The following is a 12,840-nucleotide window of genomic DNA, read 5'->3' on the forward strand; positions in this document are numbered from 1 at the left end:
CCTGCCCATGCTTGAACGTTCCGCCGCCCCGGCTGCCCCCCTTCTTTCCCCTTTCCTGGTGCGCTGGCTGGTCGCTGCCGGTGCGTTGTCGCTGGCTTTTCGGCTGTGGATCTCCGCAACCTTCCCGATCACCGGCGACGAGGCCTTTTTCTACTGGTGGGGCGTCTACCCCGACTGGGGTTATTACGACCATCCGCCCATGGTCGGCTGGCTGATTGCCCTGGTGCGCGCGACACTGGGCGACACGACCTGGGCGATACGCCTGCCGGTGGTCCTGCTGCCGCTGGCACTCGGCGGCCTGGTGGCTTGGGCGCTGGCCCCGCTGGACCGCGTGCGTGCGGCCTGGGCCGTGCTGTTTTTCTGGCTGGCCCCGATCAACTGGCTCAACGTGCTGATCACCACCGACACGCCACTGATATTCTGGTCGGTGCTGTCGGTGGCCCTGCTGCTGCGGGCCGAGCGGCGCGAGCGCATGGATCGCACGGCCTGGGGGCTGTACGCGCTGTCGGGGCTGGCGCTGGGCTGCGCCTTTCTGTCCAAGTACTTCTCGGTGGTGCTGGGCCTGACCTACCTCGTTTATTTCGCGCTCTACCGGCGCGAACGCTGGGCGGCGTTTGCGTTGCTGGTGCTGTGCGCCTTGCCCGGCCCGGCCATCAACATCGCCTGGAACATGTCGCACGGCTGGTCGAACATCATGTTCAACCTCTACAACCGCAACGAAGGCGAAAGCTTCGCCTGGAACAAACCGCTGCTCTACCTGGCCATGCTGGTCTACCTGGTCACGCCGGTGGCGGCCTGGTTGACCTGGAAGCAGCGCGGGGCGCTGGCCGCCGCGACGCTGCAGCAACGGCTGCTGGCCTGCGTGGTGGTCGTGCCGCTGCTGTTTTTTGCGCTGCTGTCGCTGAAAAAAGTGGTGGGGCTGCACTGGGTGTTGTCGTTTTACCCCTTCGGCTTTGCGCTGCTGGCCTTTGCCCTGCCGTGGGACAAACTCAAGACCTGTGCACTGGGCATGGCCGCGTTTGCCGCCCTGCATGTGCTGGTGGTCGCCGGCCTTTACGCCAGTTCGCTGGATAACTGGAAAAGCACAAAGCTCTATCCGCAAATCATTCGCAGCTACAAGACCGCCGAGATGCTGCAACAGGTGGCGGCTCCCGGCGTGGAATTGATGGCCAGTGCCTACACGCCCGCGTCCATCTATGGCTACACGCTGCGCAAGTACGTGCCGGTGTTCGGCCCGGGAAATTTCCATGCACGGCAGGACGACATGCTGGTTGATTTTTCGCTGTACCAGGGGAAAACCGTGCGCATCCTGCGCATGGACGCCCCGCGCATCGAGGAGTACCGGCCTTACTTCGACAGCGTGCAGGTGCTCAGCTTTTCGCAGAACGGTGTGCCCTTTTACGCGGTCGAGGGAAGGGGCTTCAACTACGCCGCCTATAAAAACGGCGTGCTCGCCACCATTCACAGCCGCTACTACAACATCCCGGCCTGGTTGCCCATGACCGGCTGCCCGTTTTGCGAGCGCCTTTGCGGCCAGGTGCGATGCACGAAGTAGGGGCCGCGGGTGAAGCGCCGGTCGTTGTCGCCGCTTTCGACTTCGACGGCACCCTGACCCGGCGCGATACCCTGCTTCCCTACCTGCGCCGCAGCCTGGGCTGGCCGCGGTTTCTGCTCGCCCTGCTGCGCAGCAGCCCCTGGCTGGCCGCCTACGCCTGCCGGCTCACCAGCAACCACCGGGCGAAGGCGCGTTTGCTGCAGGCCAGCCTGGGTGGGTGCAGCGTAGCGCAGATCGAGCGCTGGTCGGCCGACTTTGTGGCGCAGTACCTGCCCCGGCAATGGCAGGAAGAGACGCTGGCACGGCTGCGTTGGCACCAGCAGCAGGGCCATGGCTGCGTGATCGTGAGCGCCTCGCCCGGCATTTATCTGCATGGCGTGGGTGAGGTACTGCGCATGGATGCGGTGCTCTGCACCGAGCTCGAAGTCCGGGAGGGTACGCTCACCGGCCGCATGGCGACGCGCAACTGCCACGGCGAGGAAAAAGTGCTGCGCCTGCAGGCCTGGCTCGCAGGCCGCGGCTCCCCTGCCGCGTCGGTTGTTTTGCATGCGTATGGCGATTCGCGCGGCGACGTGCCGCTGCTAAATCTGGCAGACTATGCGCACTACCAAGGTCAACCCTGGGTCCGCCCACCAGCCGAACAATAGCGGATGGGGCAGGCCTGATCACCCAAAGGTTTTCATGAAAGTCATTGATTCCATCGTCACCCAGGCCGCCGGCATTGCCGCCGTGCGCCGCGATATCCACGCTCACCCGGAGCTGTGTTTTGAAGAGGTACGCACCGCCGACGTGGTGGCGCAAAAATTGACCGAGTGGGGCATTCCCATTCACCGCGGCATGGGCACCACCGGGGTGGTCGGCATCATCAAGAACGGCACCTCCAGCCGCGCCATCGGCCTGCGCGCCGACATGGACGCGCTGCCCATGCAGGAGTTCAACACCTTTGAACATGCCAGCAAGACCCAGGGCAAGATGCACGCCTGCGGCCACGACGGACACACCGCCATGCTGCTGGCCGCCGCGCAGCACTTTGCGAAAAACCGCAATTTCGACGGCACGGTTTACCTGATTTTCCAGCCGGCCGAGGAGGGCGGCGGTGGCGCGCGCGAGATGATCAAGGACGGCCTGTTCGACAAGTTCCCCATGGACGCGGTGTTCGGCATGCACAACTGGCCCGGCACGCAGGTCGGCAAGTTTGCTGCCAGCACCGGCCCGGTGATGGCTTCGAGCAACGAGTTCAAGATCACCATTCGCGGCAAGGGCGGCCACGCTGCCCTGCCGCACAACGGTGTCGACCCGGTGCCGGTGGCCTGCCAGATGGTGCAGGCCTTCCAGACCATCATCAGCCGCAACAAGAAGCCGGTGGATGCCGGTGTGATTTCGGTCACCATGATCCACGCCGGCGAGGCCACCAATGTGATCCCAGACAGCTGCGAGCTGCAGGGCACGGTGCGCACCTTCACGCTGGAAGTGCTGGACCTGATCGAAAAACGCATGCAGCAGATCGCCGAGCACCTCTGCGCTGCGCATGATGCCCAGTGCGAATTTTCCTTTGTGCGCAACTACCCGCCCACCATCAACCATGCAAAGGAGACCGAGTTTGCGCGCAAGGTGATGGCCGAGATCGTTGGCGAGGCCAACGTGATTGCCCAGGAGCCGACCATGGGCGCGGAAGACTTTTCCTACATGCTGCAGGCCAAGCCGGGCTGTTACGTCTTTATTGCCAACGGCGACGGCGCGCACCGCGAGATGGGCCACGGCGGAGGGCCTTGCATGCTGCACAACCCGAGTTATGACTTCAACGACGACCTGATTCCGCTGGGGGCCACCTTCTGGGTGCGCCTGAGCGAAAGCTGGCTGGCCCAGGACGCGGCATGAGCGGAGTGACTGAAGCTTTTTCCGGCACCTATGCCGAGGCGCGCGGCAAATTCCTCGAAGCGGCCGCTGCGGCCGGCCTGCAGGTGGATTCGCACCTGCACCCCGAAGCCGGCCGCGAGGGGGAAGTGCTGGCCATGGACGTGGTGCTGGACGGCCCGGCCGACGCCCGTTCGCTGCTGATCCTCAGCAGCGCCTGCCATGGCGTCGAGGGGTATTGCGGCTCCGGCGTGCAGGTGTTTGCCCTGCAGGACGCCGAGTGGCGCGACAGGGCCAGGGCGCAGGGGGTGGCGGTGCTGTATGTGCATGCGCTCAACCCTTATGGCTTTTCGCACATCCGGCGCACCACCCATGAAAACGTGGACCTGAACCGCAACTTCCATGACTTCTCGCAGACCTTGCCCGTCAACGAGGCTTACCGCGAGCTGCAGCCGCTGTTGCTGCCCGACCAGTGGCCGCCCAACGACGACAACAAGGTGGCCACCGACCATTACATCGGCAGCCGCGGCATGGACGCCTACCAGGCAGCGATCACGCGCGGCCAGCATGAATTCCCCGAGGGCCTGTTTTTCGGCGGCACCGCGCCGACCTGGAGCAACCAGACCCTGCGCAAAGTGCTGCAGACCCGTGCGCGCCAGGCCAGGCGGGTGGCATGGATTGACGTTCACACCGGCCTGGGCCCCAGCGGTGTCGGCGAACGCATTTGCGCCTGCCGCGATGACAAGGCGGCGCTGGAGCGGGCACGCGCCTGGTGGGGCGGTGGCGGCGCGACACCGGTGACCTCGATTTACGACGGCTCGTCGAGCTCGGCCTTCCTGACGGGCCTGATGTGGACCTCGATCTACGACGAGTGTCCCGACGCCGAATACACCGGCATCGCGATGGAGTATGGCACCTTGCCGCCCTTCGAGATGATGCAGGCGCTGCGCGCCGAACACTGGCTCAACGTCCACCGCGATGCGCCAGCGGCGCTGACCGCGCAGATCAAGCAGCAGATGATGGATGCGTTTTACGTGGACACCGACGCGTGGAAAGACCAGATCATCAGCCAGGCCCGGGAGTCGCTGCTCCAGGCGGTGGACGGGCTGGCTTCATAGTCTTTTCGGGCTCTAGCCCTTGATGGACGGGCGCATTCAGCTATAAAAAATATAGCGGATGCGCTTTTTTTTTGTGGCTCAGTCTTCCAGTTCGGCCTTGGCCATTTCCACGTCGAGCCGCTCCATCGCGTCCACTGGGGTACTGGCGGCGGCCTGCTCGTAGAGCTTGGTGGCCTCTTTCATCCGCTTGTCGCCTTCGAGCATCACCATGCCGTTGGCATATTCGATCATGGCGATGGCCGAGCCCGGGTTGAGCTTGAGGGACTCCTTGAACAGGGACAGGCCCACGTCCTTCCTGGCGCCGTAGGTCATGCCGCCGATCAGGGAGCCGACCTTGTCAATCACCTCGGCGTGAAAGGCGGCCAGCGCAATATGCGCGTCGGCATGGTTGGGGCAGAGCCTGATGGCCTGCTCCAGCGCGTTCTTGACCTTGCTGCCCAAGCCCTGGGCGAGCGCCTTGGCCACGCTGATGCCCTGGCTGTAGCGCCCGAGGGCGTACGCCTGCCAGTACCAGGCGTTGGCGTTCTGGGGGTCGGCGGCCTGCTGGGCCTCGGCGCGCTGGGCGACTTCCATGAACAGCTCGAGCTTGGTCTTTTCCCTGTTCTCGAGGTAGTTGGCGTAAATGGACGTGGCCTTGTTGGCCACGGTGATGCCGGCGCCGCCTGCCTTCAAACCTGCTTCGACGGCCTGCTGGAATTCGCCGTTGTGGAACGGCACCCAGGCCTGCAGCGCGGCGGCGTCCTTGGGCAGGGGCTCGCAGTCCCCCTGGTGCAGGCGGGCCCAGTTTTTCTTCAGGCTGGCGGCATCGAAGGCGTAGTCACCAGCGTGGGGGAAGGCAGTCCATTTGGCCATTGGTCGTCTCCTTGGAATTTAGAACAAATTCTTATTGTTGGCTGGCTGATAAGTCGGGGGTCCGGCGGGGCTGGTGTAGGCCCCCACCAAGGCCTGCAGGTGCATGCGCTGGCCCTGCTCGAGGTAGGGAATCAACAAGTTGAGGACATGGTGCGCGCCGCGCAGCAGGGCGGCCTGGGCGTTTTCCGGCTCCAGCGCATGGCGCGGGTCGCGCACATATTCGAAACTCAGCCAGTAGGTCAGCACCACCACCATGCTGGTGGCTGTGGCCTCGACTTCGCGCGAGTCGATGCTGACGGTGTTGGCCCGACTCATGCTGTCAAGCATGGTTTTGACCGAGCGGGTCTTGTTTTTCAGCACCCACTGGAAGTGGGTCTCGAGCCGCCGGTTTTTGCTGAGCAGGTCGTTGAGGTCGCGGTACAGGAAGCGGTATTGCCAGATCAGTTCGAACAGCGTGTGCATGAAAAACCAGGCGTCCTCGACATCACGCACGCTGTCGCTGGCATTGAGCAGCTCGCTCAGGGCGCGCTCATAGCGGTCGAACAGCGAGTTGATCAACTCGTCTTTGGCGGGGTAGTGGTAGTAGAGGTTGCCGGGGCTGATGCCCAGTTCGGCCGATATCAGCGTGGTCGAGACATTGGGTTCGCCAAAACGGTTGAACAGATCAAGCGTCACTTCCAGGATGCGTTCAGCAGTTCGGCGCGGCGCTTTTTTCGCCATGGTGTCTACCTCGTATTTTTGTTCGACTCTAACCCACTCACCCGGGTGTTGGAATTATTGATCTTTTGTAACTTCTCAGGTGGTTTGGGCTGGTTTTACTCCCTCTCCCCCTGGGAGAGGGCGGGGGTGAGGGCAAGCGGCGTGTGCGTAGAACTATCGTCTGTTGTGGCTTGCTGACCCTCACCCCAACCCTCTCCCAGAGGGCGAGGGGGCAAGAAAAGCGTGCTGCATGCGGCGACCTGAGTAGTTTCGATCTTTTCCAAATACACGACAGTGAATTGGACGGCGCTCACCCTCGCCCCTTGGGAGAGGGACGGGGTAAGGGGGTGAGGGGACAAAAAAAAGGACGCGTCAACGCCCTTCGGGGGCTCGAGGTGTCAGGTATCAGGCCGACTTGCGAGCCGGCGCGCGCTTGGCGGCTGGCTTGCGTGCCGCGGTCTTGCCGGCGGCGGGTTTTGCTGCAGCACGGGGCGCTGCTTTCGAGGCAGCCGGTTTCGCGCCCATCTTCTGCACATTTTTGTTGAGCTCATCGATCCGTGTGATGAGGGCTTCCACGTCCTTGGCAGAGGGCACGCCCAGCTTGTTCAGGGCCTTGGCGACGCGTTCTTCAAAAATGTTCTCGAGCTTGTCCCACTGGGTGCCGGCTTTCGAGGTGATGTCTGTCGCCATGGTGGCCATCTTGTTGGTGGCAGTGGATATTTTTTCTTCGGCAACAGCCTGCGTCTTGCGCTGGATGGACAGACCCTCCTTGACCAGGGTCTCGAACACCTTGCCGCCTTCTTCCTGGGCCTTGGAGAAAGCCCCGAGGCCGGCCAGCCAGATCTGCTGGGCCGACTCCTTCACGGCGCCCGAGAGTTGGGGGCTGGATTTTTTGTCGGCGCTCATTTTTTGCAGTTTCTTGACCATGGTGGACTCCTGTCGATAGGTGGATGGCTGGTTGGCGCCGCCATTGGGCGACACGGTTATGAAAATATAAGCGCTGCGGAGGTGCAGGATTAGGTGTTTGCTCCTAAAACGCTAGTGACCCGCCTTTATGGAAAACGGGGCGAGCGCGGGTTTCTGCTGACCGGCAGGCAATGGAGCTTGGGCAAGAATCCCTGAGTTCGGAGTTATCTTGCGGAGAACACAATGCAGTATTTCGTCACGGGAGCCACTGGCTTCATCGGTAAACGGCTGGTCAAAAAGCTTCTGGCGCGCAAGGGTGCGACGGTGTATTTCCTCATCCGCAAGGAAAGTGCCGGCAAGGTCGATGCCTTGCGCGAGTACTGGGGCGTCAGCGCCGCCAGGGCCGTTCCAGTGCATGGCGACCTCACGGCGAAGAAACTCGGTGTCTCGAGCGAAGACGCCAAAAAGCTCAAAGGCCAGATTGACCATTTCTATCATCTCGCGGCTGTTTACGATCTGAGCGCCGACGAGGAAAGCCAGATTGCCGTCAATGTGGACGGTACCCGCCACACGGTCGAGTTCGCCAAGGCCATCGAGGCCGGGCATTTCCACCTCGTGAGTTCCATCGCCGCAGCCGGACTGTACGAAGGCGTATTCCGCGAGGACATGTTCGAGGAGGCCGAGAACTACGAACACCCGTATTTCATGACCAAGCACGAGAGCGAGAAAATCGTGCGCAGGGAGTGCAAGGTGCCCTGGACCGTGTTCCGCCCGGCCATGGTGGTGGGCGACAGCACCACCGGCCAGATGGACAAGATCGACGGGCCTTATTACTTCTTCAAGCTGATCCAGCGCATGCGCCAGCTGCTGCCGCCGTGGATGCCGGCGGTGGGCCTGGAGGGGGGCCGCATCAACATCGTGCCGGTCGATTTTGTGGTTGATGCCCTGGACGTCATCAGCCACAAGGCCAGCATTGCCAAAAAATGCTTCCACCTGGTCGATCCGGTGGGGTATCGCGTCGGCGACGTGCTCGACATCTTCAGCCGGGCCGCGCATGCGCCCAAGATGAACCTGTTCGTCAATGCGGCCCTGCTCGGGTTCATCCCGCGCAGCGTCAAGAAAAGCCTGATGGCCCTGGCGCCGGTGCGCCGCGTGCGCAATGCCATCATGGCCGACCTCGGCCTGCCCGAGGACATGCTGACCTTCGTCAACTACCCGACACGTTTTGACTGCCGCGAAACGTTGGCAGCACTGAAAGGCTCAGGCGTGGAATGTCCCAACCTGAAAGACTATGCCTGGCGCGTCTGGGACTATTGGGAGCGTCACCTCGACCCCGACCTGCACATCGACCGATCGCTCAAGGGCACCGTCAGCGGCAAGGTGGTGCTGATCACCGGCGGGTCCTCGGGCATTGGCCTGGCGGCGGCCCACAAGTTTGCCGAAGCCGGCGCGATCACCCTCATCTGCGGCCGCGACCAGGACAAGCTCGACGAGGCCTGCAAGGAGGCCCGGGCCAGGGGTTACCACTTCATCGCCTACCCGGTAGATATTGCCGACATGGCCGACTGCGACCGCTTTGTGCAGACGCTGATCGAAAAACACGGCGGCGTTGATTTCCTCATCAACAACGCGGGCAGGTCCATTCGCCGCGCCATCGAGGCCAGTTATGACCGGTTTCATGACTTCGAGCGCACCATGCAGCTCAACTACTTCGGCTGCCTGCGGGTCACCATGGGCTTTTTGCCCGGCATGGTCGCCAGACACAAGGGCCATGTCGTCAATATCAGCTCAATCGGCGTGTTGACCAATGCCCCGCGCTTTTCGGCCTACGTGGCATCCAAATCGGCTCTGGACGCCTGGACACGCTGCGCGTCCAGCGAGTTTGCCGATCAGGGCATCACCTTCACCACCATCAACATGCCGCTGGTGCGCACACCGATGATCGCCCCGACCAACCTGTACAACAACGTACCGACCTTGAGCCCTGAAGAGGCTGCCGACCTGGTGGCCCAGGCCTGCATCTTCAAGCCGGTGCGCATCGCCACCCGCCTGGGCATTGCCGGCCAGGTGCTGCATGCCCTGCTGCCGCGCGTGGCGCAAATCGCCATGAACACCAGCTTTCGCATGTTTCCCGACTCGTCGGCCGCCAAGGGCGCGAAGCCGGGTGACAAACCGGTCAAGCAGACACTATCACCCGAGGCTGTGGCGCTGCAGCAGATGATGCGGGGCATTCACTTCTGACCGTCGTGCGGTCTGAAAAAAGAATCGTTCCCAGAGGGCGATTTTTTGTTTGTGCTGCTGGCGGCGGAGTTGGGGCGGCGTGAGCGCCAAAGGCATAATGCAAGCGGGCGTCAAGCGGCGCAGGCGCATAGAGACATAGAGGGACAGGCTCATGATTGTGGTTACCGGAGGCGCGGGTTTCATTGGCGCCAATTTTGTTCTTGACTGGCTGGCCGGGCATGACGAGCCGGTTATCAATCTGGACAAACTCACTTACGCCGGCAACATGGAAACCCTGGCGACATTGCGGGACGATCCGAGGCATGTTTTCATCAAGGGCGACATTGGTGACAGCGCGCTTGTGGGTGAACTGCTGGCCCGGCACCAGCCGCGCACCGTCATCAATTTTGCGGCCGAATCCCATGTCGACCGGTCCATCTCAAGCCCGGAAGATTTCATCCAGACCAACATCGTCGGCACTTTCCGCTTGCTGGAGGCGGTTCGGGCCCACTGGAGTGGCCTGGGCGTTGAGGCCAAGGCCGGCTTTCGTTTCCTGCATGTGTCGACCGACGAGGTGTACGGCTCACTCGCACCCACGGAACCCGCCTTTACAGAGACGCACCGGTACGAGCCCAACAGCCCCTATTCAGCCAGCAAGGCCGCCAGCGACCATCTCGTGCGGGCCTACCACCACACCTACGGTTTGCCGGTGCTCACGACCAACTGCAGCAACAACTACGGTCCCTACCATTTCCCCGAAAAGCTGATTCCCCTGATGATTGTCAACGCGCTGGCCGGCAAACCCCTGCCGGTCTACGGCGACGGCATGCAGGTGCGCGACTGGCTTTATGTGAAAGACCATTGCAGCGCGATCCGCCGCGTGCTCGAAGCCGGCAGGGCGGGCGAGGTCTACAACGTGGGCGGCTGGAACGAAAAGCCCAACATCGCCATTGTGAACATCGTCTGCGACCTGCTCGACGAACTTCGGCCGCGCTCCGATGGAAAACATTACCGCGAGCAGATCAGCTATATCAAGGACCGCCCGGGTCATGACCGCCGCTACGCCATCGACGCCGGAAAAATCCAGCGCGAGTTGGGCTGGAAGCCTGCGGAAACCTTTGAAACCGGCATACGCAAGACGGTGCAGTGGTACCTGGCCCATGCGGAGTGGGTGGCGCATGTTCAAAGCGGGGCTTACAGGGACTGGGTGGACACCCATTACGCTGGCGTAACCGCTGCATGAAAATCCTGCTTCTTGGAAAAAACGGCCAGGTGGGCTGGGAGTTGCAGCGCAGCCTGGCGCCTTTGGGCGAACTTGTCGCGCTGGACCGGCACAGCACGGGCCTGTGTGGCGATCTCGCCAATCTGGCCGGAATCAGTGCCACAGTGCGCCAGATGCAGCCTGACGTCATCGTCAATGCAGCGGCCTATACCGCTGTTGACAAAGCCGAAAGCGATGCTGCGACCGCATATGCAGTGAACGCAGAAGCGCCGGGCGTGCTCGCCGAAGCCGCCAGCGCCGTTGGCGCGTGGCTGGTTCATTATTCGACCGATTATGTTTTCGATGGCAGCGGCAGCCAACCGTGGGAAGAAGGCGCCCCGACCGGCCCACTCAATGTGTATGGCCGGACCAAGCTCGAAGGCGAGCAGCGTATTGTGGCCCGGTGCGCAAAGCACTTGATTTTACGAACCAGTTGGGTTTATTCGGCGCGCGGGGGCAACTTTGCCAAAACAATGCTGCGCCTGGCCAAAGAGCGTGATCACCTGACGGTGATCGACGACCAGTTCGGTGCACCGACCGGTGCAGAGTTGTTGGCTGACGTCACGGCTCACATGGTGCGCAGCGCACTGACCGGCGCCGCAGGGCGTTTTGCCGGCATTTATCATGTGGCAGCTGCCGGTGAAACCTCCTGGCATGGTTATGCGCGCTTCGTGCTCGAGTGCGCGTCCTGGGCCGGCCTGGCCCTCAAGGCTTCCTCTTCTACCGTGGACCCGGTCCCGACGGCAGCCTTCCCCACGCCGGCCGTGCGTCCCCATAACTCCCGCCTGAACACCGCTAAACTGCAGGACAGCTTTGGCCTGTACCTTCCCACATGGCAGCAGGGTGTTGCCCGGATGCTCACCGAAATTACCTGAAATCCCATTCATGACACAACGCAAAGGCATTGTCCTCGCTGGCGGCTCCGGCACCCGGCTCCATCCCGCGACGCTCGCTATCAGCAAGCAGCTGCTGCCGGTGTATGACAAGCCTATGGTGTACTACCCGCTCAGTACGCTGATGGTTGCCGGCATCCGCGAGGTACTGATCATCAGCACCCCGCAGGACACACCGAGGTTCGAGCAACTTCTGGGCGACGGGTCGCAATGGGGCATGAAACTCCAGTACGCCGTCCAGCCCAGTCCGGACGGACTGGCACAAGCCTTCATCATCGGTGAAAAGTTTCTGGACGGCGCGCCCAGTGCACTGGTGCTGGGCGACAACATCTTCTACGGGCATGACCTGCAAAAGCTGCTGAGGGAAGCCGATGCCCAACCAGCGGGCGCGACGGTGTTTGCCTACCATGTGCAGGACCCAGAGCGTTACGGTGTCGTGGCCTTCGACGCGGCTGGCAAGGTCAGCAGTATCGAGGAAAAGCCGTCTGCGCCGAAAAGCAGTTATGCCGTCACCGGTCTTTATTTCTATGATGCCCAGGTTGTCGAGATCGCCAGGTCTATCAAGCCAAGTGCCAGGGGCGAGCTCGAAATCACCACCGTCAACCAGGCTTACATGGAGCGAGGCCGGCTCAATGTGCAGATCATGCAGCGTGGGTATGCATGGCTGGATACCGGCACCCATGACAGCCTGCTTGAGGCCGGGCAGTTCATTGCAACCCTCGAACATCGTCAAGGCCTCAAGATCGCATGCCTGGAAGAAATCGCGTGGCGCAATGGCTTCATCGATGCTGCCCAGCTTGAGAGGTTGGCTGCACCACTAGCCAAGAACGGCTATGGCCAATATTTGCTGCGTTTGCTGAAGGAGCGGACCCAGCCATGAAGGTGACACCGACCACTGTTGCAGATGTGTTGATCATTGAACCCCGTGTATTTGGCGATTCGCGTGGTTTCTTTTTTGAGAGCTTTAATCAGCGCGAATTCAATGCCGCTACCGGCACCGATTTCACTTTCGTCCAGGACAACCACAGTCGTTCAGAAAAAGGCGTTTTGCGCGGCCTTCATTTTCAGTCAGGCCAGCCGCAGGGAAAGCTGGTGCGGGTCGTGCGTGGCAAGGTTTTCGATGTGGCTGTGGATATCCGGCCGGCCTCACCGAGTTTTGGCAAGTGGTTTGGCCTGGAACTCAACGAACACGACCACCGCCAACTCTGGGTGCCGCCTGGTCTTGCACACGGATTTCTGGTGCTCAGTGATAGCGCCGATTTCCTTTACAAGACCACCGATTACTATGCGCCTGCGCTGGAGCGCTGCATTGCTTGGAATGATCCGACCCTGGACATCCAGTGGCCACTTGACGTCGAGCCTCTGCTTTCTGCCAAGGACCGCTTGGGCGTGTCGCTGGACGCAGCCTTGCTACCCATTTGACAGCTGGCAGTATTTTCCAATTCAGGTATGAGCCTGAAGGGCGGTTGATGCGGCGATCTG

At 61.9% G+C, this 12,840-nt stretch carries 12 protein-coding genes; 9 read left to right on the top strand and 3 right to left on the bottom strand.

Going from position 1 to position 12,840, the window contains the following annotated elements:
• Positions 1 to 7 precede the first annotated feature (7 nt).
• The 4 genes from PSV40_RS12250 to PSV40_RS12265 are packed head-to-tail and all read left to right on the top strand — an operon-like array spanning position 8 to position 4,527.
• Positions 8 to 1,555, top strand: coding sequence for a glycosyltransferase family 39 protein (locus PSV40_RS12250; RefSeq protein WP_300537815.1), 1,548 nt, complete (start codon positions 8 to 10; stop codon positions 1,553 to 1,555).
• A complete protein-coding gene (locus tag PSV40_RS12255) occupies positions 1,543 to 2,202 on the top strand; it encodes an HAD family hydrolase (protein WP_300537817.1) in 660 nt (219 codons plus the stop codon). The genes PSV40_RS12250 and PSV40_RS12255 overlap by 13 nt, the downstream gene beginning before the upstream one ends.
• Positions 2,203 to 2,236: 34 nt before the next feature.
• Positions 2,237 to 3,433, top strand: a complete 1,197-nt coding sequence (locus PSV40_RS12260; RefSeq protein ID WP_300537819.1) for a M20 aminoacylase family protein — start codon at positions 2,237 to 2,239, stop codon at positions 3,431 to 3,433.
• The gene (locus PSV40_RS12265; RefSeq protein WP_300537821.1) at positions 3,430 to 4,527 is read left to right on the top strand and encodes a M14 family metallopeptidase; all 1,098 of its coding nucleotides are present in this window, start codon (positions 3,430 to 3,432) and stop codon (positions 4,525 to 4,527) included. Before PSV40_RS12260 ends, PSV40_RS12265 begins: the two co-directional genes overlap by 4 nt.
• A 78-nt stretch (positions 4,528 to 4,605) precedes the next feature.
• Here the strand turns inward: PSV40_RS12265 and PSV40_RS12270 are convergent, their stop codons facing one another.
• The 3 genes from PSV40_RS12270 to PSV40_RS12280 all read right to left on the bottom strand — a co-directional run bounded on the left by PSV40_RS12270 (position 4,606) and on the right by PSV40_RS12280 (position 7,005).
• Complete coding sequence (locus PSV40_RS12270) at positions 4,606 to 5,379, bottom strand: hypothetical protein (protein ID WP_300537823.1); 774 nt, start codon at positions 5,377 to 5,379, stop codon at positions 4,606 to 4,608.
• A gap of 18 nt (positions 5,380 to 5,397) precedes the next feature.
• Positions 5,398 to 6,099, bottom strand: a complete 702-nt coding sequence (locus PSV40_RS12275) for a TetR/AcrR family transcriptional regulator (protein WP_300537825.1) — start codon at positions 6,097 to 6,099, stop codon at positions 5,398 to 5,400.
• A 384-nt stretch (positions 6,100 to 6,483) separates the two neighbouring features.
• A complete protein-coding gene (locus tag PSV40_RS12280; RefSeq protein WP_300537827.1) occupies positions 6,484 to 7,005 on the bottom strand; it encodes a phasin family protein in 522 nt (173 codons plus the stop codon).
• A 222-nt stretch (positions 7,006 to 7,227) separates the two neighbouring features.
• On the opposite strand from PSV40_RS12280, the gene PSV40_RS12285 reads away from it, so the two are divergent.
• The 5 genes from PSV40_RS12285 to rfbC all read left to right on the top strand — a co-directional run bounded on the left by PSV40_RS12285 (position 7,228) and on the right by rfbC (position 12,780).
• Positions 7,228 to 9,225, top strand: coding sequence for an SDR family oxidoreductase (locus PSV40_RS12285; RefSeq protein ID WP_300537829.1), 1,998 nt, complete (start codon positions 7,228 to 7,230; stop codon positions 9,223 to 9,225).
• A 151-nt stretch (positions 9,226 to 9,376) separates the two neighbouring features.
• The gene (gene rfbB / locus PSV40_RS12290) at positions 9,377 to 10,447 is read left to right on the top strand and encodes a dTDP-glucose 4,6-dehydratase (RefSeq protein WP_300537831.1); all 1,071 of its coding nucleotides are present in this window, start codon (positions 9,377 to 9,379) and stop codon (positions 10,445 to 10,447) included.
• Positions 10,444 to 11,340, top strand: coding sequence for a dTDP-4-dehydrorhamnose reductase (gene rfbD, locus PSV40_RS12295; protein WP_300537833.1), 897 nt, complete (start codon positions 10,444 to 10,446; stop codon positions 11,338 to 11,340). The genes rfbB and rfbD overlap by 4 nt, the downstream gene beginning before the upstream one ends.
• 10 nt (positions 11,341 to 11,350) lie before the next feature.
• Entirely contained in the window at positions 11,351 to 12,238 is an 888-nt protein-coding gene (gene rfbA / locus PSV40_RS12300; RefSeq protein WP_300537835.1) for a glucose-1-phosphate thymidylyltransferase RfbA, read from the top strand.
• A complete protein-coding gene (gene rfbC / locus PSV40_RS12305; protein WP_300537836.1) occupies positions 12,235 to 12,780 on the top strand; it encodes a dTDP-4-dehydrorhamnose 3,5-epimerase in 546 nt (181 codons plus the stop codon). Before rfbA ends, rfbC begins: the two co-directional genes overlap by 4 nt.
• Positions 12,781 to 12,840 lie beyond the last annotated feature (60 nt).

The sequence above is a fragment of the Polaromonas sp. genome, from assembly GCF_029945925.1.
In the GTDB taxonomy this organism is placed as follows: domain Bacteria; phylum Pseudomonadota; class Gammaproteobacteria; order Burkholderiales; family Burkholderiaceae_C; genus Polaromonas.

Coding starts and splice junctions, on each gene's coding strand:
- PSV40_RS12250 (WP_300537815.1), top strand. CDS start 8: ATGCTTGAACGTTCCGCCGCCCCGGCTGCCCCCCTTCTTTCCCCTTTC.
- PSV40_RS12260 (WP_300537819.1), top strand. CDS start 2,237: ATGAAAGTCATTGATTCCATCGTCACCCAGGCCGCCGGCATTGCCGCC.
- PSV40_RS12255 (WP_300537817.1), top strand. CDS start 1,543: ATGCACGAAGTAGGGGCCGCGGGTGAAGCGCCGGTCGTTGTCGCCGCT.
- rfbA (WP_300537835.1), top strand. CDS start 11,351: ATGACACAACGCAAAGGCATTGTCCTCGCTGGCGGCTCCGGCACCCGG.
- rfbD (WP_300537833.1), top strand. CDS start 10,444: ATGAAAATCCTGCTTCTTGGAAAAAACGGCCAGGTGGGCTGGGAGTTG.
- PSV40_RS12280 (WP_300537827.1), bottom strand. CDS start 7,005: ATGGTCAAGAAACTGCAAAAAATGAGCGCCGACAAAAAATCCAGCCCC.
- PSV40_RS12285 (WP_300537829.1), top strand. CDS start 7,228: ATGCAGTATTTCGTCACGGGAGCCACTGGCTTCATCGGTAAACGGCTG.
- rfbC (WP_300537836.1), top strand. CDS start 12,235: ATGAAGGTGACACCGACCACTGTTGCAGATGTGTTGATCATTGAACCC.
- PSV40_RS12275 (WP_300537825.1), bottom strand. CDS start 6,099: ATGGCGAAAAAAGCGCCGCGCCGAACTGCTGAACGCATCCTGGAAGTG.
- rfbB (WP_300537831.1), top strand. CDS start 9,377: ATGATTGTGGTTACCGGAGGCGCGGGTTTCATTGGCGCCAATTTTGTT.
- PSV40_RS12265 (WP_300537821.1), top strand. CDS start 3,430: ATGAGCGGAGTGACTGAAGCTTTTTCCGGCACCTATGCCGAGGCGCGC.
- PSV40_RS12270 (WP_300537823.1), bottom strand. CDS start 5,379: ATGGCCAAATGGACTGCCTTCCCCCACGCTGGTGACTACGCCTTCGAT.